This is a genomic window from Alistipes ihumii AP11, from assembly GCF_025144665.1.
GTDB lineage: Bacteria > Bacteroidota > Bacteroidia > Bacteroidales > Rikenellaceae > Alistipes_A > Alistipes_A ihumii.
Map to the genome: position 1 here is coordinate 2,599,789 of NZ_CP102294.1, position 19,764 is coordinate 2,619,552.

Annotated in this window: 19 protein-coding genes; 15 read left to right on the forward strand and 4 right to left on the reverse strand. The window is 57.8% G+C overall.

Features of this window, described 5'->3' with window-relative positions; all coding sequences use genetic code 11:
- Nucleotides 1-10 precede the first annotated feature (10 nt).
- The 4 genes from NQ491_RS10485 to NQ491_RS10500 are packed head-to-tail and all read right to left on the reverse strand — an operon-like array spanning nucleotide 11 to nucleotide 3,699.
- Nucleotides 11-868, reverse strand: coding sequence for an SDR family NAD(P)-dependent oxidoreductase (locus NQ491_RS10485; protein WP_019245601.1), 858 nt, complete (start codon nucleotides 866-868; stop codon nucleotides 11-13).
- Nucleotides 858-1,667: an SDR family NAD(P)-dependent oxidoreductase gene (locus tag NQ491_RS10490; protein ID WP_019245600.1), complete on the reverse strand. Its 810-nt coding sequence runs from the start codon at nucleotides 1,665-1,667 to the stop codon at nucleotides 858-860. The genes NQ491_RS10485 and NQ491_RS10490 overlap by 11 nt, the downstream gene beginning before the upstream one ends.
- Nucleotides 1,664-2,887 carry an NADH:flavin oxidoreductase gene (locus tag NQ491_RS10495; protein ID WP_019245599.1) on the reverse strand — a complete coding sequence of 408 codons (1,224 nt, stop codon included), beginning with the start codon at nucleotides 2,885-2,887 and terminating at the stop codon, nucleotides 1,664-1,666. Before NQ491_RS10495 ends, NQ491_RS10490 begins: the two co-directional genes overlap by 4 nt.
- A 44-nt stretch (nucleotides 2,888-2,931) precedes the next feature.
- Nucleotides 2,932-3,699, reverse strand: coding sequence for a DUF1295 domain-containing protein (locus NQ491_RS10500; protein WP_019245598.1), 768 nt, complete (start codon nucleotides 3,697-3,699; stop codon nucleotides 2,932-2,934).
- A gap of 736 nt (nucleotides 3,700-4,435) precedes the next feature.
- Between NQ491_RS10500 and NQ491_RS10505 the strand changes: the two genes are divergently transcribed.
- The 15 genes from NQ491_RS10505 (at nucleotide 4,436) to NQ491_RS10575 (ending at nucleotide 19,758) form a co-directional block, all read left to right on the forward strand.
- A complete protein-coding gene (locus NQ491_RS10505) occupies nucleotides 4,436-5,248 on the forward strand; it encodes a MotA/TolQ/ExbB proton channel family protein (RefSeq protein ID WP_019245597.1) in 813 nt (270 codons plus the stop codon).
- Nucleotides 5,249-5,275: 27 nt separating this feature from the next.
- The gene (locus NQ491_RS10510) at nucleotides 5,276-5,884 is read left to right on the forward strand and encodes an ExbD/TolR family protein (RefSeq protein ID WP_026089599.1); all 609 of its coding nucleotides are present in this window, start codon (nucleotides 5,276-5,278) and stop codon (nucleotides 5,882-5,884) included.
- Nucleotides 5,885-5,910: 26 nt separating this feature from the next.
- Nucleotides 5,911-6,555 carry an ExbD/TolR family protein gene (locus tag NQ491_RS10515; RefSeq protein WP_019245595.1) on the forward strand — a complete coding sequence of 215 codons (645 nt, stop codon included), beginning with the start codon at nucleotides 5,911-5,913 and terminating at the stop codon, nucleotides 6,553-6,555.
- 30 nt (nucleotides 6,556-6,585) lie between these two features.
- Complete coding sequence (locus NQ491_RS10520; protein ID WP_019245594.1) at nucleotides 6,586-7,410, forward strand: energy transducer TonB; 825 nt, start codon at nucleotides 6,586-6,588, stop codon at nucleotides 7,408-7,410.
- 519 nt (nucleotides 7,411-7,929) lie between these two features.
- Entirely contained in the window at nucleotides 7,930-8,889 is a 960-nt protein-coding gene (locus tag NQ491_RS10525) for a PstS family phosphate ABC transporter substrate-binding protein (RefSeq protein ID WP_019245591.1), read from the forward strand.
- 23 nt (nucleotides 8,890-8,912) lie between these two features.
- Nucleotides 8,913-10,544, forward strand: a complete 1,632-nt coding sequence (locus NQ491_RS10530) for a tetratricopeptide repeat protein (RefSeq protein ID WP_019245590.1) — start codon at nucleotides 8,913-8,915, stop codon at nucleotides 10,542-10,544.
- Between the two features lie 710 nt (nucleotides 10,545-11,254).
- The gene (locus tag NQ491_RS10535; RefSeq protein WP_019245588.1) at nucleotides 11,255-11,605 is read left to right on the forward strand and encodes an NADH-quinone oxidoreductase subunit A; all 351 of its coding nucleotides are present in this window, start codon (nucleotides 11,255-11,257) and stop codon (nucleotides 11,603-11,605) included.
- Nucleotides 11,596-12,189 (forward strand): NADH-quinone oxidoreductase subunit B, encoded by a 594-nt coding sequence (locus tag NQ491_RS10540; protein ID WP_019245587.1) that lies wholly within the window; start codon nucleotides 11,596-11,598, stop codon nucleotides 12,187-12,189. Before NQ491_RS10535 ends, NQ491_RS10540 begins: the two co-directional genes overlap by 10 nt.
- Nucleotides 12,182-13,807: an NADH-quinone oxidoreductase subunit D gene (locus NQ491_RS10545; protein WP_019245586.1), complete on the forward strand. Its 1,626-nt coding sequence runs from the start codon at nucleotides 12,182-12,184 to the stop codon at nucleotides 13,805-13,807. The genes NQ491_RS10540 and NQ491_RS10545 overlap by 8 nt, the downstream gene beginning before the upstream one ends.
- 22 nt (nucleotides 13,808-13,829) lie before the next feature.
- Nucleotides 13,830-14,930 (forward strand): NADH-quinone oxidoreductase subunit NuoH, encoded by a 1,101-nt coding sequence (gene nuoH / locus NQ491_RS10550; RefSeq protein WP_019245585.1) that lies wholly within the window; start codon nucleotides 13,830-13,832, stop codon nucleotides 14,928-14,930.
- Nucleotides 14,931-14,964: 34 nt separating this feature from the next.
- The gene (locus tag NQ491_RS10555; RefSeq protein WP_019245584.1) at nucleotides 14,965-15,432 is read left to right on the forward strand and encodes a 4Fe-4S binding protein; all 468 of its coding nucleotides are present in this window, start codon (nucleotides 14,965-14,967) and stop codon (nucleotides 15,430-15,432) included.
- A gap of 6 nt (nucleotides 15,433-15,438) precedes the next feature.
- Complete coding sequence (locus tag NQ491_RS10560) at nucleotides 15,439-15,951, forward strand: NADH-quinone oxidoreductase subunit J family protein (protein ID WP_019245583.1); 513 nt, start codon at nucleotides 15,439-15,441, stop codon at nucleotides 15,949-15,951.
- Nucleotides 15,952-15,955: 4 nt separating this feature from the next.
- Nucleotides 15,956-16,267, forward strand: a complete 312-nt coding sequence (nuoK, locus tag NQ491_RS10565) for an NADH-quinone oxidoreductase subunit NuoK (protein ID WP_034282824.1) — start codon at nucleotides 15,956-15,958, stop codon at nucleotides 16,265-16,267.
- Nucleotides 16,268-16,343: 76 nt separating this feature from the next.
- Nucleotides 16,344-18,245, forward strand: a complete 1,902-nt coding sequence (nuoL, locus tag NQ491_RS10570) for an NADH-quinone oxidoreductase subunit L (protein WP_019245581.1) — start codon at nucleotides 16,344-16,346, stop codon at nucleotides 18,243-18,245.
- A 19-nt stretch (nucleotides 18,246-18,264) separates the two neighbouring features.
- Nucleotides 18,265-19,758 carry a complex I subunit 4 family protein gene (locus NQ491_RS10575; RefSeq protein ID WP_019245580.1) on the forward strand — a complete coding sequence of 498 codons (1,494 nt, stop codon included), beginning with the start codon at nucleotides 18,265-18,267 and terminating at the stop codon, nucleotides 19,756-19,758.
- Nucleotides 19,759-19,764: the final 6 nt, after the last annotated feature.

Sequence of the window (19,764 nt, forward strand, 5' to 3'; positions counted from 1 at the left end):
CGCATGGCGCTTATGCGAATTTGATGCCTGACTTTTCGACGAGTCGCTCGGTCTGTTCCCAAAGGGCCTGCCTGCAAGGATGGCAGGTTACCGGATGGGCGACTCGCTTGGGTTTCATGCCGGCCCAGTACAGCGCCTGCCGTTCGTCCGGCAGGTCGCCCGTCGCCAGAGCCAGCGCTGTCCGGGCTCCCTGTTCAGGACTCTTGATCAGCGGCCGGAACAGCAGGTCGGTCAGCGGGTCGAACCATCGGTGCATCGTAATCATGCCCGTGTCGACCACGCCCGGGTCGGCCGCGTAGACGCCGATGCGTCCCGCCGTTCGCCGGGCCAGCTCGAGCGTGAACAGCAGCAGCGCCAGCTTCGACGAGCCGTAGCTCCTGAAACGTTCGTACCGTTGCGGCTCGGGCTCGAAAAGTCGGGGACCGATCCGGCCGATGCGGTAGGTGACCGACAGCGTATTGACGATCCGTCCCCCGTCCGCGATCATCGGCAGCAGCAGCCGGGTCAATGCGTAGGGCCCCACGTAGTTGACGCCCATGCACTGCTCGATTCCGTCGGCGGTCAGGCCGAAACGGGCGCTCATCACGCCGGCGTTGTTGACCAGCGCTGCGATTTCGGCCCCTTCCGATCGAAGTTCCTCGGCGAAACGTCCGATCGATCCGAGCGAAGCCATGTCGAGCGTGCGGACCGTTATTTCTCCGTTTCCCGCCCTTCCCGACCGCATGATTCCTTGCCGGACCGCTTCCGCCTTTTCCATATTCCGGCAGGCCATCACGACTCGCAAGCCCTTGCGGCAGAGCCCTTCGGTCAGAGCCCGGCCTATGCCTCCGGTCGCGCCGGTCACGATGTAGAGTCCCTTATCGTCCATAGCGGTAGAATTTCGCTTTTCGCTTGATGAGCCGCACGATCGGTCCGGGTATCAGGCCCGCCAGCGGAACGAAGACGCGGTTGACGAATCCCGGCACCGTGCGGCGGCGGCCCGAGAACAGCGCGCGCAGCCCTTTGCGAGCGAGCCTTTCGGGCGTCATCATGATGCCGAGCCGCAATGCCAGTCGCTGATAACGCTCGCTGAGATTGTACAACCCGGTGGCCACGGCTCCGGGACAGACCGCCGTAACGCGGACTCCGCGATCGTACAGCTCGTTGCGGATCGCCAGCGACAGCGTCCTCAGGTAGCTTTTCGTCGCTGCGTAGACCGAAATGCCGGGAAACGGCATCCATGCCGACATGGACGACATATTAAGAATGTAGCCTCGGCCTCGTGCCTGCATGGATCGGCCGAAATAGTGACAAAGCAGCGTCGTCGTCCGTACGTGCAGCCGCAGCATCAGTTCGATCCGCCGGGAATCGACCCGTGCCAGGTCGTCGAAAAAGAAAACGCCGGCATTGTTGACGAGCACCTCGACGTCGAGCCGCTCGTCTTCGCAATAGCGATACAGGTCTTCGGCTGCATTTTCGGCCGACAGGTCGCGGTACAGGGGCGAGACTCGCACGCCGTATTGCTTCCGTATTTCGGCGGCGGAATTCGCGATGCCTTCGGCGTCGTTGCTGACGATCAGCAGGTCGTAGCCCCGCGCGGCCAGCTGCCGGGCGTACTGGTAGCCGATGCCCGAGCTGGCGCCCGTGATCAGGGCCGTAGCCCGATCCGTTCGTTCGCTCGAGCTCATGGCCGCTTCGTTTTTCGTTCGATTTCGCGTTTCAGACAGGGCGGCAGGTCCGGCACGTTGCGGTAGCAGGCCATTTCGCGCGAGTACATCCGGGCGATGCAGTAGTTCGTGTGGTCGCAGTCGCAGCGTTCCTCGCCCGTCTCTTTCATCCGGTTCACGAAATCCGGTTCGCGGATCAGCGCCCGGGCCATGGCGACGAACTCGAACCCGTGGCCGAGCACTTCGTCGATCTTGCTCCGCGATACGAGCCCTCCGACGTAGACGAGCGGGAGCTTCAGCGCCTCGCGGAATCGCAGCGCGTCGTCGAGGAAATAGGCTTCGCGGAACGGCTCGTCGGGGATCATCCAGCGCCCGACGGCCCGCACTCCGGCCTTGAGCCACAGTTGCTTCATGTAATATGTCATCGAGCGCAGCGGCATCGAGCCGCGCATCACGTACATCGGCGCCCGGCTGACGAATCCTCCGCTGAGCACCAGCGCGTGGGCTCCGTTCCGCTCGATGCGGCGGGCCACCTCGAGGCATTCGTCCAGGTCGAGTCCGCCCCGGAATCCGTCCCGCATGTTCGTCTTCACGACGACGGCCATGTCGTCCCGGGCCGCCGTCAGCGCCTCGCCGAGGCACATGTCCATGAAACGCATCCGGTTCTCGAGCGTGCCGCCGTATTCGTCTTTGCGGCGGTTCGTGTAAGGCGACAGGAACTGGCTGATCAGGTATCCGTGCCCGGCGTGCACTTCTACCGAGTCGAACCCTGCTTCGCGGGCCAGGTTTACGGCCGTGCCGAAAGCGCGGGCCACGTCGGCGATTTCGCTCGTGCGCATGCCTCGCACGAGGGTGGGGGAGTAGATGTTGAAGCCCGACGAGGCCGAGATCGGCGTGCAGCCGCAGATCGCGCGGTGCGACATGTTGCCGCAGTGGCCGATCTGGATACCGGCGGCGGCTCCCTCGCGGTGGATCGCGTCGGTGATGCGCCGCAGACCGGGGACGATCTCGGGCCGCAGCCACAGCTGGTGAGGGAACGACAGCCCGTTGCGCGTGACCGAGGCATAGGCGAGCGTCGTCATGCCGATGCCTCCGGCCGCGACGCTGCGGTGATATTCGTACAGCATGTCCGTCGGCGAGTTGCCGTCGCACATGCCCTCGAACGCGGCTGCGCGGATCGTACGGTTGCGCAAGGTCAGCGGTCCGATCCGGCCGGGGGTGAACAATACGGATTCTTTCATGGTAAAAACGAAAGTTATGCGATTCGACGTATGTTTGTTGCGGATCAGTATATGAAAGGAATGACGCGCTTGCGCCGCTCTTTGCGCAGTTCGTCTCCGAACAGCTCGGCGTAGCGCTTGTAGATCGCATCCGCTCTCGGGACCAGGTTGGCGAAGGTCCACAGCGCGAACACCGCTCCCGAGGCCGACCACGTCAGTATGGCGAAGCCGGTCCATTCGACGATCTCGCCGAAGTAGTTGGCCGACGTAACGTAGCGGAACATTCCGCCCCGAGGCAGGTAGTGGGCCGTGTCGCCCGGTTTGCGCAGGCGGCGGATGATCCGGTCCGAATGGATGTTGATCGCCATGCCGGCGAAGAAGACGGCCGTTCCGGCGAGGAACTGCGGCGAGAGCAGCCACTCGTTCGTGTAGTAGCCTTCCGGCGCGACGTAAAATATCCAGCCGCCTTGCATGCAGGCGTTCAGCAGGTTGAATACGATGCCCATGGCGACGATGCCCAGCGGCATCGCGCTACGGCTCTTGAACAGCATCGGGTAGATGAAGGCCCGGTGCAGATAGTGGAGCTGGAACAGGGCGAAAAAGACCAGCGGGGCCGCTTCGTTCCGTCTCGGCGAGCACAGACACAGCGCCGTCATAGCCAGAAATACGGGGGCCTCCATCAGGATCCATCCGATCCGGTTGTCGATTTTCGGGCCCCAGCGGCCGTCGCGTAGCAGGCCGTATCCGGCCCGGACAAAATAGAGCGCTGCGAAAACGACCGCAGCCAGGGCGACCATTCCGATCAGGAGCAGGTCGAATCTTTCTTTCGTCATCGTTCGTTCGGGTTGCGTAACCGGCCAACGGACCGGAAAACGAAGTAAAGGTAGAAAATATTGTTTGAATTACGGCTCGCTGGGGAAGGTTTCTGCCGATTTTCCCGGACGGTCGTCGTAATTTGTCTCGTTGCGAGCCTTCCTTTCGGCGCGTGGTTTCCGTTCGCCGTCGGGGCCTGACTTCCTAATTTTTGTTCCGGGCGTTTTGTCCGTTACTGCCTCCGTTACGAAAGGCCGCTCTGACTTCGGACGAATGACCGGCCTTAGGGTCGGTTTCGCCGTGGATAACGGAATCCGTGCTTTCTGTCTGTGTCGGTCCGTTGCTTAAGGAAGGCTTTCTTTTGGGGGCGGGTCGTGAAGTTTCCCGAAGCGCGGATGCAATATCCCCGCCCGAAAGATCGTTTTTTGTCGCAGGCGTTTCGGGTGTAAAAAGCCGCCGTTTTCGCTTTTTTTTGCTGAAGGTGGGCGCGGCGGTCTTACCGGGTTGGAAGTTATGGCGTAAGTCGGTCCGAGGCGGCGTCCACGCTGTTGTTTCGCGATTTAATTAAATGTAAAAAGGATAGTTTTTTTTGCTATGTTTGAAAATATTTAATACTTTTGGGCTTGCTATATGAAAACCGGAGGCTTGCCGCCGGGCGGACGGCGAGGAAGGTGAGCCGGCCGCGCAAACACGAACCAAACGTTAATTTCAAATAAGAATTCAAACCTTTAAACAAAACTCAAAACTATTTTTATTATGGAAGCCAAGTCAGTAAACTTCAAACAGGCAAAAGGCATTAAGTCAGCATTCCTCGTGATCCTTTGCTGCTTCATTCTGGCCGTCTGCATCTTTCATTTCGTGTTGGGCAATCCCGCGAACTTCATGAACAACGACCCCAACAACCACCCGCTGCCGGGCAACATGCTGGGTACTATTTATAAGGGCGGCGTGATCGTGCCCGTTATCCAGACGCTGCTGCTCACCGTGCTCGTACTGAGCATCGAGCGTGCTTTCGCCATCGGCAAGGCTAAGGGTAAGGGCAACGTGGTGAAGTTCGTCAAGAACGTGAAGGACGCTCTGAACGGCGGCGACGTGGAGAAGGCTCGCGAACTGTGCGTTAAGCAGAAGGGTTCGGTGGCGAGCGTCGTATACTCCGCGCTGACCAAGTACGAGGAGATGGAGAAAGACACCACGCTGGCCAAGGATCAGAAGCTGATGAATATCCAGAAGGAGCTCGACGAGGCTACCGCGCTGGAGCTTCCGACGCTGGAACAGAATCTGGTCGTGATCGCGACGATGACCACGCTGGGTACGCTGACCGGTCTGCTCGGAACCGTGATCGGTATGATCAAGTCGTTCGCCGCTCTGGCCAATGCCGGATCGCCCGACTCGGTCGCTCTGTCCGCCGGTATCTCGGAGGCCCTCGTGAACACCGCTTTCGGTATCGCCACCGGTGCGTTGGCCGTTATTTCGTACAACTATTTCACCAGCAAAATCGACAAGCTTACCTATAGCATCGACGAAGTAGGATTTACCATTGTTCAGACTTACGCTGCAACGCACAAATAATCCACGTCAAAACTACGTCTCGCTATTATGGCTAAAGTAAAAGTAAAAAGGAAGAGCACATTCATCGACATGACCGCGATGAGTGATGTGACTGTACTTTTGCTTACTTTCTTCATGCTTACCTCGACCTTCATCCAGAAGGAACCCGTCACCGTCACGACGCCGGGCTCCGTCTCCGAGATCAAGATTCCCGAGAGCGATATCCTCCAGATTCTGGTCGATCCTCAGGGAAAGGTTTTCATGACGCTGGACAAGCAGGAGGACCGTGTGGAAGTCCTTAAGAAAGTAGGCGAGGAATACGGAATAACGTTCACTCCCGAAGAGATCAACAAGTTCCGTCTGGCCAATTCGTTCGGAGTGCCTATCAGCCAAATGAAGGCTTTTCTGGCGCTTTCCGAGGACGAGCAGGACGCGACGCTCAAGGAGCTCGGCATTCCGACCGACAGCACGGACAATCAGTTCAAGGTGTGGGTTAAGAGCGCCCGGGAGCAGAACCGCAATCTTCGGATCGCCATCAAGGCCGATCAGACGACTCCGTATCCGGAAATTAAAACAATCATGACATCGCTTCAGGATATCAGGGAGAACCGTTACAACCTGATCACCTCGTTGAAGGTCGTTGCCCCTGAAGAATAAGCTGTCGTCATACAACATTAACTATTATGGCTGAAATACAAGAAAGCAGCGGTAAGACGGGTAAGAGCAAGCAGAAGAAGTTCTCCGTTCGGGTCGACTTCACCCCGATGGTGGACATGAACATGCTTCTTATCACGTTCTTCATGCTCTGTACCTCTCTGAGTAAGCCTCAGACCATGGAGATCAGTATGCCGACCAACGATAAAGTGACGGAGGAGGAGCAGACGAAGATCAAGGCTTCGCAGGCCGTTACTCTGCTTCTGGGTGCGGACGACAAGGTCTATTACTACTTCGGAGAGCCCAATTACGAGGACTACACTTCGCTCAAGGAGACGGATTACAGTCCGGAGGGCCTTCGCGCGATGCTGCTGGACCGTAACAAGGAGGTTACCGCCCGCATCAACGATCTGAAGCAGCAGAAGAAGGACGAAAAGATCACCGAGGAGCAGTTCAAGGAGCAGGCCGCTGAAATCAAGAAGGACAAGAACGCCCCGACCGTCGTTATCAAGGGAACCGACGAGTCGAGCTACAAGAATCTGATCGACGCGTTGGACGAGATGCAGATCTGCAACATCAGCAGGTATGCGATCGTGGACATTACCGACGGCGACAAGTTCCTGCTCGATAACTACGAGCAGAAGGGCGAGTTGACGAAGAATATCGACAGGTAAACTAATAAGTACACATTAAATCGAAAGGAAATGAACAATATTGATTTGAATTCGAAGCAATGGTGCGAATTAGTTTTCGAAGGCAAGAATCATGACTTCGGCGCCTATGAGATGCGTAGGGACTCGGCCGCTCGCCACAACAAGGCGATGCTGATCGTTACCATTCTGGCGATCGTTGTGATTCTGCTTCCCTCGATCATTCGTTTCGTCGCTCCGAAGAAGGAAGCCGAGGAGAAGATGACGGAGGTCACCACTCTGTCGAAACTTCCCCCCGCAGAAGTGAAGCAGGAAGAGTTCAAGAAGCCCGATGCGCCTCCCCCTCCCCCGTTGAAGAGCTCGTTGAAGTTCACCGCGCCCGTCATCAAGAAGGACGAGGAAGTGCCCGAGGAGGAAGAGATGAAGACGCAGGATGAAGTGACCCAGTCGAAGGTGGCCATCTCGATCGCCGACGTGAAGGGTAACGACGAGATTCACGGACAGGATATCGCCGACCTGCGCGAGGTAGCTCAGGAAAAGCCCAAGGAGGAAGTGGAGGAAATCTTTACGGTTGCCGAGCAGATGCCCCAGTTCCCGGGCGGTCCGGCCGCGCTGCAGGAATTTCTGGCGAAGAATCTGCGCTATCCTCCCATCGCCGCCGAGAACGGCATTTCGGGTACGGTTGTCGTCCGTTTCGCCGTGTGGAAGGACGGATCGATCCGCAACATCGAAGTGCTCAGTCCCGTTGACCGCTCCCTCGACGAGGAAGCCGTACGGGTGATCAAGTCGATGCCCAACTGGATTCCCGGAAAGCAAAACGGTAACAGCGTGTCCGTATATTTTGTGGCTCCTGTGAAATTCCAGCTCGCGGAACAGTAAAAACCTCTATTGGCCGGGGCCCTGTTTAATCCTATCGATTTAAGCAGGGCTCCGGTATGTTTTATCCGACGATCGTATACTGCCGTGCGCCGGATATTCGGATCCGGCCGTTTTATATCCGTCGCTCGCGGTTCGTGGCCGCGGACCGCATATCCGAGCCGACCCTGCCCGAATCCTTTTATCCGGAGGAAATCGCGGGCAGGAAAGCCGGGAGCATCGGAATCCGGCGGGGCGCTACGGTAAGGCATATCGTTTTTTCTACTGTCGTAATCTTTTAATCGCTCGAATATGGACACGCGCAAGCCCGGGGACAGGAAGCCGAAACCCAATCCGTTTTTTTACGTTTTCGGTCTGTTCATGATATTATTTTATTTGGGGATGGCATACATTATGATATTTTCCCCTATATTTGTAGAGAAGATTTCGGCTCCGCTACGCTATGGGATGGGAGTCCTTTTTTTTCTGTACGGTATTTTCCGAGCTTACCGTCAGTATAAAGATTCTATAAAATAACGCTATATGTCGAAGTTCGATCGGTTATCGGTTTATGCGGTACTGTTGGCCTCGGGTCTCGCTCTTTTCGCGTGTCGCGGCCGTCAGACGAAGGACAAGTATACGGATACGGCCACCTCTGGCTTCATTTCGATCAGTGCCGACGAAAGCTTCCGGCGGATCGTTCAGCAGGAGATCGATGTTTTCGAAAGCATATACACGATGGCCGGAATCGATCCGATCTATGCGAGCGAGGTCGATGCGATCAATCTGCTGCTGAAAGACAGCGTCCGGCTGACCGTTTCGACGCGGCGGCTGACCGATGCAGAGAAGGCCGGTCTGGAGGAGAAGAAGTTCTTTCCGAAAGAGTTCAAGGTCGCGAGCGATGCGATCGCGTTGATCGTCAACCGCCAGAATCCCGATTCGATCATTTCGCTGAAGGACCTTTCGCGCATTCTGACCGGCGAGGTGACCGAGTGGAGCGAGCTCTACCCCGGCTCCAAGCTGGGCAAGCTGCAGCTCGTGTTCGACAATCCGAACTCGAGCACGGTCCGCTATGCGATCGACTCGATTTGCCGGGGCAGGCCGTTGGCCGGATCGCTCCATGCTCAGAAAAGCAATGCGGAAGTGATCGATTTCGTCGCCCAATCCCCATCGGCCATCGGCGTGATCGGCGTCAGCTGGGTCGGCAGCGAGAGCGATTCGACGAACCTGAGCTTCTCGGACCGCGTGACCGTGATGGCCGTGAGCCGCGAGGAGAAGGCGACCGAGCAGAACAGCTACAAGCCCTTTCAGGCATACATGGCCTTGGGCGACTATCCGCTCATGCGCGACGTGTACGTGATCCTGACCGACCCTCGCAGCGGACTGGCTTCGGGCTTTTCCACTTTTCTCGCTTCCGACCGGGGACAGCGGATCATCCTGCGGGCCGGTCTGATGCCCGCTACGCAGAACGTGCGGATCGTCAACGTGAGAGATAATTTATAATCTGAACATAAAGTTTTATTTGAATGATGAACGTGAAAATTTCGATTTTGTCCCTCGTTTTGATGGCCGGGGCGACTTCCCTCTTTGCCGACAACAACGACAAAGGGATTGACTACTACAAGGCCGGAATGTACAGCTATGCGAAGAAGGCGTTGTTCGAGAACATCCAGAGCGGAAAGACGGACAAGGCGGAGGCCTATTACTATCTGGGCGAGATCTATGCCGCCGAGAACATGAAGGATTCGGCCGCCTATTGCTATAAGCAGGGATTGGTCGCCGATCCCGAGTACGTGTTCAATACGATCGGCGAGATCAAGCTCGATCTGGCTGCCACGCCCGATGTAGACAAGGTGCTGGCCGGCTTCACGACGGGCAAGAACAAGAAGAACCCTGCCATTTTCGTGGCGATCGCCCGTGCCTACATGACCGACCCGGCGAGAAAAGCCAAGGTGGAGGAGTATCTGGCCAAGGCCAAGGAGGTGGGCCCCAAGTCGCCGGACATCTATATTTTGGAGGGCGATCTGCTGGCCGCCGATAGAAAGATCGGGGATGCGGCTTCCAGCTACGAGCAGGCGATCTATTTCGACGACCAGTGCAAGGAAGCGTATCTGAAGTACGCACGGATTTATGCCCGTATGAATCCTCAGCTCGCCATCGACATGCTCAACAAACTGATCGCGCTCGATCCGGAATACACGATCGCCTACCGCGACCTGGCGTCCGTTTACTATGAGAACAACCAGTTCAAGAACGCGGCCGACGCCTATTCGAAGTACATCACTCCGGAGACGTCCGATATCGACGACCTTTCGCGTTATGCGTCGATCCTGTTCTTCAGCGGCGAGCACGAGCAGGCCCAGCAGATTATCGACCGCGTATCGGCCCGTGCTCCCGAGAATCCCGTCATGCAGCGTCTGAATATGTACATCGCCTACGACAAGGGCGATTTCGCCAAGAGCCTCGAGCTGGCTCAGAAGATGATGCAGAACACCGATACGACTTCGCTGATCGGTCGGGACTATCTGTATTACGCACGCGTACTGGGCAAGAACAATATGGCTGCCGAAGCGTTGGTTCAATACGAGAACGCGATCGCCAAAGATACGGCCAACGTGGCTCTTTACAAGGAGATGGCCGAGGTGGCTGAAAAGGCAAACCTGACCGATCAGGCGATTTCGTACTATACCGATTACATTCGGAAGGGTGGCGAAGAGGTGAAGATCGCGGATTATTTCAGCCTCGGTCAGACCTATTACATTGCGGCTTCGGCTTTCCTGCCTCAGGACAATACGCCGCTTTCCGAGGCCGATTCGCTGAAGATGATGCCTTACGCGCTGGCTGCCGACAGCCTGTTCGGCTATGTGGCCGAGCGGGTTCCCGACAGCTATATGGGCAACTTCTGGCGGGCTCGCGCCAATTCGGTGATCGACCACCTGTCGACCGCCGGTCTGGCCAAACCTTATTACGAGAAGGCGATCGAACTGATCGACTCCGAGAAGAACCCCAAGCAGCTTCTGGAGGCTTACCGCTATATGGCGTATTATTATTACTTGCAGGAAGACAAGGATAATTCGCTCAAATATTGCGACCTGATCCTCGGCATGGCTCCGGACGATGCGATGGCGACCGCCATATCCGGCAATCTGAGACAGTAACGACCGGCGGTCTGATGTAACGTCTCGCTGTTGAGCGAGGATTTACGGCGCCGCCCGCACATTCGTGCGGGCGGCGCTTGCGTTTAGGGAAAGGATAGGCCGGCAGCGGTTGCTGTGGTGCCGTCTGCTCGGTGGGTGATTCCGTCGTCGGGGTATTTCCGGACTCGTGTTTCGGTAGACCGTGCCGTACCCGCTTCGTACAGGAACGCCATGCGGAAAACATAAGCCGGGTGCGGCCGGTCTCCCCCCGATTCTTTGGCTCGGTTTTCCGGTGCGAACCGGGCCGTTTCGCCGTAACGGATACGGTATTTCCGTGCCGGAACGGCCGGCAGATGTTGTTCCCGGCTCGTATCATGTCGTTCCGGCCGGGGTGTGCCTTATCCGTATGACCGTCGGGTGCGGTTCCGGGATGATCGACCGGCAGGTATTTCCCGAGCGTCTTGTCGGCATGGAATGTTTTGGCCGGTCGTATTTCCGTCGGTTGCTTTTCCTGCGGACTGCTACCGTATGCTTGTTGGAAAGTGCCTGCCGGGAAAGCGAAAAGCAAAAAATGGCCGGCGAACCGATAAAAAAAAGAATAGATTTTTTTCTATTCACATTTTACGCTATTTTTGCATCGTTTTTTACTCTTTACCCTATTCCCGCTTATAAATCGCATGATTCCCGCGCTTTTTATAAGCATTTTTGATTTGTCAAAAACGGTTGATGCTATGGATTTGACGTTATTTCTGGTCGTTATCTTGACGGCCGTGTTTCTGGTCGTAGCGGCTTGGGGGCTCGACTACCTGCTCTCGCCCCGGTCCTTCAACGGGCAGAAAGGGGAGGCCTACGAATGCGGCATACCGACGCGGGGCAAGTCGTGGATGCAGTTCAAGGTCGGCTACTACCTGTTCGCGATCCTGTTCCTGATTTTCGATGTCGAGGCGATGTTCATGTTTCCGTGGGCGGTGATCGTCCGCGAAGTCGGCGTCGCAGGACTGTTCAACATTCTGTTCTTTATGCTGATTCTGGTTCTGGGATTGGCTTACGCATGGAAGAAAGGAGCTTTGGAATGGAAATAAAGGGAGTCAACATCAAATCGATGAAATACGATGCGTTCAATGACAATGAATACATCGAGGAGTTGCGCGCCAACGGCGTGAATGTCGTGGTCGGCAAGCTCGATCAGTTGATCAACTGGGGACGCAGTAACTCGCTGTGGCCGCTTACTTTCGCTACGAGCTGCTGCGGCATCGAATTCATGGCCGTCGGAGCCGCCCGCTACGACTTCGCCCGGTTCGGGTTCGAGGTGACGCGGGCCAGCCCGCGTCAGGCCGACGTGATCGTCGTGGCCGGGACGATCGTGCACAAGATGGCTCCGGTGCTCAAACGCCTTTACGATCAGATGGCCGGGCCGAAGTACGTGATCGCGATGGGCGCTTGCGCCATTTCCGGCGGGCCGTTCAAAAAGTCGTACCATGTGTTGCAAGGGGTCGAGCAGATCATTCCCGTCGACGTGTACGTGCCGGGGTGCCCCCCGCGTCCGGAGGCTTTGCTCTACGGCATGATGCAGTTGCAGCGCAAGGTGAAAGCCGAGCATTTCTTCGGCGGCGTGAACAGAAAGGAGAAAAAAGTAACCGCAGACAATGATGCAACCCATGAATAACATAAGAGAGATATTGGCGTCCAAGGCGCCGTCGGCCGAGTTTTCCGAGAGCGAGCCGCTGACGGTGACCGTTCCGGCCTCGGAGTTGCGGGCCGCGGCGCTGGAACTCAGAAACGATCCCCGGATGCAGTTCGACTTTCTGGTCAGCCTGACGGGCATGGACTGGGGCGATACGCTCGGCGTAGTCTACCACCTCCGCTCGACGGCGTCGGGCAGCGAGATCGTGCTGAAGACCTCGACGGCCGAAAAGGAAAATCCCGAGCTTCCGACCGTGTCGGATATATGGAAGACGGCCAACCTGAACGAGAGGGAAGCGTACGACTTTTTCGGCATTCGCTTCGTAGGCCATCCCGACATGCGCCGGCTCTATCTGCGCAGCGACTGGGTCGGATTCCCGCTGCGCAAGGATTACGACGCTTCGCCCGAGATCAATCCGATCCGTCTCGAGAGCGAGCCGATGACCGATTCGGCGCCGACGCTCGTCGAGAAGGACGGCCGGATCGAAGCGGGCGAGAACGTGCTGTTCGACGACTCGGAATATGTCGTCAACATCGGACCGCAGCACCCGGCTACGCACGGCGTGCTCCATTTCCGCGTCTCGCTCGAGGGCGAGATCATCAAGAAGGTCGATCCGCACTGCGGTTATATTCATCGCGGAATCGAGAAGATGTGCGAGAGCCTGACCTATCCGCAGATGCTTGCGCTCACCGACCGGCTCGACTACCTGTCGGCTCACCAGAACCGTCACGCGCTGTGCATGTGCATCGAGCGCGCGATGGGTATTGAGGTTCCCGAGCGCGCGCAGTATATCCGGACGATCATGGACGAATTGCAGCGCCTTTCGTCCCATTTGCTGTTCTGGTCGACGTTCTGCATGGACCTCGGCGCGCTGACCGCGTTTTTCTACGGATTCCGCGACCGCGAGCTGATTCTCGACATGCTGGAAGAGACGACCGGCGGCCGCCTGATCCAGAATTACAACGTGATCGGCGGCGTCATGGCCGATATCCATCCCGATCTGGTCGGGCGGATCAAGAAGTTCATCGCCTATCTGCCCGGCATGCTCAAGGAGTACGACGAGGTGTTCACCGGCAACGTGATCGCGCAGCAGCGCATGAAGGGCATCGGTATCCTGAGCAAGGAGGACGCTATCTCCTACGGCGTCACGGGGCCGTCGGGCCGCGCGTCGGGCTGGAGCTGCGACGTGCGCAAGCTGCATCCCTACGGCGTGTACGATCGCGTGGAGTTCAAAGAGTGCATCCGCACGGGCTGCGACACGTTCGACCGTTACATGGTCCGCATGGACGAGATCCGCGAGTCGCTGCACATTCTCGAGCAGCTGATCGATAACATCCCCGAGGGCGACTACGCCGTCAAGACGAAGCCGATCATCCGCGTGCCGGAGGGGGCTTATTGGGCGAGCGTCGAGGCCAGCCGGGGCGAGTTCGGCGTCTATCTCGAGAGCCGGGGCGACAAGATGCCCTACCGCGTGAAATTCCGCTCGACTGGGCTGCCGCTGGTCAATGTGGTCGATACGCTTTCGAGAGGAAACAAGATCGCCGACCTGATCGCCATCGGCGGCTCGCTCGACTACGTGGTACCCGATATCGACAGGTAATAACGACTAAAAATCCAAACGCATGTTATTGAATACCTATACCGACAGTATTGATTTCAACGCGGTGACGGGCTGGGTGCACGATACGCTGAACGCCTGGCTGCCCTCGTGGGGAGCCACGCTCGTCGAGTGCGTGCTGATCGGGCTGTGCCTGTTGCTGCTCTATGCGGTCATCGCGCTGGCGCTGATTTACGTCGAGCGCAAGGTCTGCGCCTTTTTCCAGTGCCGACTGGGGCCGAACAGGGTAGGGCCCTACGGTACGGTGCAGAGCGTGGCCGATATGATCAAGATGCTGATCAAGGAGCTGATTCCGATCGATCACATCGACCGTTTCCTGTTCAATCTGGCGCCTTTCGTCGTCATCATCTCCTCGGTGCTCGCTTTCGGTTGCCTGCCGTTCGGCAAGGGGCTCGAGGTGCTCGACTTCAATGTCGGCATCTTCTTCCTGATGGCGGTTTCGTCGATCGGCATCGTCGGAATCCTGCTGGCCGGCTGGTCGAGCAACAACAAGTACTCGCTGATCGGCGCGATGCGAAGCGGCGCGCAGATGATCAGCTACGAGCTTTCGATCGGGCTGGCTATCATGACGATGGTCGTTTTCGCCGGCACGATGCAGATTTCCGAGATCGTCGAGCGTCAGGCCGACGGCTGGTTCCTCTTTACGGGACACGTTCCCGCGATCATCGCTTTCGTGATCTATCTGGTAGCCGGTACGGCCGAGACGAATCGGGGGCCTTTCGACCTGCCCGAGGCCGACTCGGAGCTGACGGCCGGTTATCATACGGAGTATTCGGGCATGCACTTCGGCTTCTTCTACCTGGCCGAGTACCTGAACCTCTTTATCGTGGCCGGGGTGGCGACGACGCTGTTTCTGGGCGGATGGATGCCGCTCCACATCGCCGGCTGGGATTCGTTCAACGCCGTCATGGACTTTCTGCCGTCGCCCGTCTGGTTTTTCCTGAAGGTCGCCGTCGTGATTTTCATCATCATGTGGTTCAAGTGGACTTTCCCGCGCCTGAGAATCGACCAGCTGCTGCGTCTGGAATGGAAGTACCTGGTGCCGATCAACCTGCTGAACCTGCTGCTGATGGTCGTAATCGTCGTTTCCGGGTTCCATTTTTAGATTTCCGGTGTTTGATTGAATAAAGAAATAGGACATGAACGGATTTAAGCAATATATCACTTCCTTTTTTTCGGGACTCCGCTCGCTGTTGGTCGGAATGCGGACGACGCTGCGGGTCTTTTTCCGGAAGAAGACGACCGAGCAGTATCCCGAGAACCGCGACACGCTGAAAATGTTCGACCGGTTCCGCGGACAGCTCGTAATGAAGCACAACGACCGCAACGAGCATCGCTGCGTGGCCTGCGGCATTTGCCAGATGAACTGTCCGAACGATTCGATCCGGGTCGTTTCCGAGACGGTCGAGGACGAGCAGGGCAAGAAGAAAAAAGTGCTCGTGCGCTACGAGTACGATCTGGGAAGCTGCCTTTACTGTCAGCTCTGCGTGCGCAGCTGCCCGCACGACGCGATCGAGTTCGACACCGCTTTCGAGCATGCGGTTTTCACGCGCGGCAAGCTGGTTCGGCAGCTCAATTCGGAAGGTTCAACTCTTGAAAAAAAATAGACGGACATGGAAATTACCCTACAACAGGCCGGTTTCGCCTTTCTCGCCGCGGTGATCCTCGTCTTCTCGGTTCTGACCGTCACGACCAAGCGGATTCTGCGTGCGGCCACATACCTGCTGTTCGTGCTGTTCGCGACGGCCGGCATCTATTTTCAGCTCAACTACTCGTTTCTCGGAGCCGTGCAGCTGCTGATCTACGCGGGCGGCGTCGTCGTGCTGTACGTCTTCTCGATCCTGCTGACGAGTTCCGACGAAGAGAGGAAAGCCTCACTGCGCAACCGCAGGATCGGAGCCGGCCTCGTCGCCGCGCTGGCCGGCGTCGCGCTGACGCTTTTCCTGCTGCTGACCCACTCGTTCGCTCCTTCGGCCTTTACGGAAGGGGAGATCGACATGCACCTGATCGGGCATACGCTGATGGGAACCGGGAAATACCAATATCTGCTGCCTTTCGAGGCGGTCAGCGTGCTGTTGCTGGCCTGCATCGTCGGAGGGCTGTTAATCGCACGTAAACGGAAGTAGAGCCATGGAAGTACGAATGGAATATTACCTGATTCTGGCCGCCGTGATGTTTTTCGCCGGCGTGTACGGATTCATCACGCGGCGTAACCTGATCGCCGTGCTCATTTCGATCGAGCTGATCCTCAATGCGGTGGATATCAATTTCGCCGTGTTCAACCGCTATCTGTTTCCCGGACAGCTCGAAGGTTTCTTCTTCACGCTGTTCGCCATAGCGATCGCCGCGGCCGAAACGGCCGTCGCCATAGCGATCATCATCAACATTTACCGCAATCTGCGCAACATCGAAGTGAAAAACCTCGACGAACTGAAGGATTAGGAGGTGTCTCCGGGCGGAGGCCGTCTCGGGCTTTCGTCCGCAACCCGTAAGGAATCGAAAACAAAAGACATTCAATATGGAATACACTGTACTTATCGTGCTGCTGCCGATGCTGACGTTCTTCGTGCTCGGCCTGCTGGGCAAGAGGCTCGGGCCCTGCGCGTCGGGGCTGGCGGGCACGCTGTCGATGGGCGTCACCGCGGCGCTTTCCTATGCGACGGCCTGGCAGTACTTCACGACGGCCAAGATCGACGGAGTCTACCAGAAGCTCGTTCCGCTGAACTTCGAGTGGCTGCGCTTCACCGACAAGCTGCATATCGATCTGGGCGTGCTGCTCGACCCGATCTCGGTGATGATGCTGATCGTCATCTCGACCGTTTCGCTGATGGTCCACATTTACAGCATGGGATACATGAAGGGCGAGCGGGGTTTCGAGCGTTATTACGCCTTCCTGTCGCTGTTCAGCTGCTCGATGCTCGGGCTGGTCGTGGCGACGAACATTTTCCAAATGTATATCTTCTGGGAGCTGGTGGGCGTTTCGTCCTACCTGCTGATCGGGTTCTACTATACGAAGCCCGAGGCGATCGCCGCCTCGAAAAAGGCGTTTATCGTCACGCGCTTCGCCGACCTGTTTTTCTTGATCGGCATCCTGCTGCTTTCGTTCTTCACCGGCACGTTCGACTTCGGGCTGCTGACTTCGGGCGACGGCAGCGTGTTCTCGCAGATGCCGGGCCTGACTTTCATGGGAGGCTCGGTGATCGCATGGGCCTTGGCGCTGATTTTCATCGGTGGAGCCGGCAAGTCGGCTATGTTCCCGCTGCATATCTGGCTGCCCGATGCGATGGAGGGCCCGACGCCGGTATCGGCGCTGATCCATGCCGCAACGATGGTCGTGGCCGGCGTCTATCTGGTGGCCCGGCTGTTCCCCGTCTATTATTTCGAGGCTCCCGAGGTGTTGCACGGCATCGCCTATCTGGCCGCATTCACGTCGCTGTTCGCCGCGGTGATCGCCTGCGTGCAGACCGATATCAAGCGCGTGCTCGCGTTCTCGACCATTTCGCAGATCGGTTTCATGATGGTCGCTCTCGGCGTGTCGGGCTACGGCGGACACGAGGGGCTCGGCTACATGGCCGGCATGTTTCACCTGTTCACGCACGCGATGTTCAAGGCGCTGCTGTTCCTCGGCGCGGGAGCCATTATCCATGCCGTGCACAGCAACGAGATGAGCCGCATGGGCGGTTTGCGCAAGCAGATGCCCGTGACGCACATCACGTTCCTGATCGCCTGCCTCGCTATCGCCGGCATTCCTCCGTTCTCGGGATTCTTCAGCAAGGACGAGATTCTGGCCGCCACGTTCGAGTTCAGCACGCCGCTGGGCTGGTGGATGAGCCTGACGGCCGGTCTGACGGCCTTCTACATGTTCCGTCTCTATTACAACATCTTTTGGGCGACGCCCGCCGAGCACGAGCACGAGCCGCACGAGGCTCCGCGATCGATGGCCGCTCCGCTGGTCGTTCTCGCGGCCGTTACTTGCGTGGCCGGCTTCATCCCGTTCGGCAAATTCGTCAGCAGCAACGGCGAGGACTATATCATCCATATCGACTGGGCGGTCGCCGGAACCAGCGTCGCGATCGCTCTGGTGGCGATCGGAATCGCCACGGCCTTCTACCGCAAGCACAGCCCGATTCCCGACCGTCTGGAACGCTCTTTCAGCGGGCTGCACCGGGCCGCGAGCCATCGCTTCTATATCGACGAGGTGTATCTGTTCGTCACCAAGAAGATCATTTTCAACTGCATATCCCGCTCGATCGCCTGGTTCGACCGTCATGTGATCGACGGCGCGATGGACGGTCTGGCCTATGTCACGAACCGGATGTCGGTGGCCGTGCGCGGTCTTCAGTCCGGTCAGATTCAGCAATATGCCTTCGTGTTCCTGCTCGGAACGGTGGTCATCACCGTGCTGGTACTGGTTTTTTGACTAAAATAAATTGACGGATATGAATTTCTTATCTTTGTTTGTACTGATTCCGGTGCTGATGACCTGCGCGATGTTCTGCACGTCGAACGCGAGGACCGTGCGGACGGTGATGATGACGGGGGCCTCGATGCTGCTGGCTCTGGCCGTCGCGCTGACCGTCCTGTTTTTGGGCGAGCGGGCGTCGGGCAATACGGCCGAGATGCTCTACACGGCCGACGCGGTTTGGTACGCTCCGCTGAACATACACTATTCGGTCGGCGTCGACGGCATATCGGTGGCCATGCTGCTGCTCTCGTCGATCATCGTCTTTACCGGGGTGCTGGCTTCGTGGAAGATGGCCGTGATGCCGCGCGAGTATTTCGCGTGGTTCTCGCTGCTGTCGATCGGCGTATTCGGCTTTTTTATCTCGATCGACCTGTTCACGATGTTCCTGTTCTACGAGGTTGCGCTGATTCCGATGTACCTGCTCATCGGCGTATGGGGTACGGGACGCAAGGAATACTCGGCCATGAAGCTGACGCTGATGCTGATGGGCGGATCGGCCCTGCTGCTGGTGGGCATTTTGGGCATCTATTTCCATTCGGCTCCCGAGGGTGGGCAGCTTTCGATGAACATCCTCGAGATATCCGAGCATACGATCCCGATGAGCGCGCAGTACCTGTTTTTCCCGCTCACGTTTGTCGGCTTCGGCGTGCTCGGCGCGATGTTCCCGTTCCATACGTGGTCGCCCGACGGTCATGCTTCGGCTCCGACGGCCGTCTCGATGCTGCATGCCGGCGTGCTGATGAAGCTCGGCGGCTACGGCTGCTTCCGTGTGGCGATTTTCCTGATGCCCGAGGCTGCGAACGAGCTGTCGTGGATTTTCCTGATCCTGACCGGCACGAGCGTCGTCTACGGCGCGCTTTCGGCCATTAAGCAGACCGATCTGAAATATATCAATGCCTACTCGTCGGTGAGCCACTGCGGCCTGGTGTTGTTCGCTATCCTGATGCTGAACCAAACGGCGATGACCGGCGCCGTGCTGCAGATGCTGTCGCACGGTCTGATGACGGCCCTGTTCTTCGCGCTGATCGGTATGATCTACGGTCGCACGCACACCCGCGACATCCGCGAGATGGGCGGCCTGATGCGGGTGATGCCGTTTCTGGGCGTCTGCTTCGTGATCGCCGGACTGGCGTCGCTGGGCCTGCCGGGTCTCAGCGGTTTCGTGGCCGAGATGACCGTCTTCGTCGGATCGTTCGAGCATACCGACACTTTCCACCGATTCTTCACGATTCTGGCTACGACGTCGATCGTCATCACGGCCGTCTATGTGCTGCGCATGGTGGGCAAGCTGCTTTACGGCGCGGTGCAGAATCCCGAGCACCTGAAGCTGACCGACGCGACTTTCTCCGAGCGCTTCTCGGTAGCTACGCTGATCGTGGCCATCGCCGGGCTGGGCATGGTTCCGCTGTGGGTATCCGACATGATCAGTTACAGCCTGATCCCCGTTATTGAACAATTAACCCGATAATTCGTT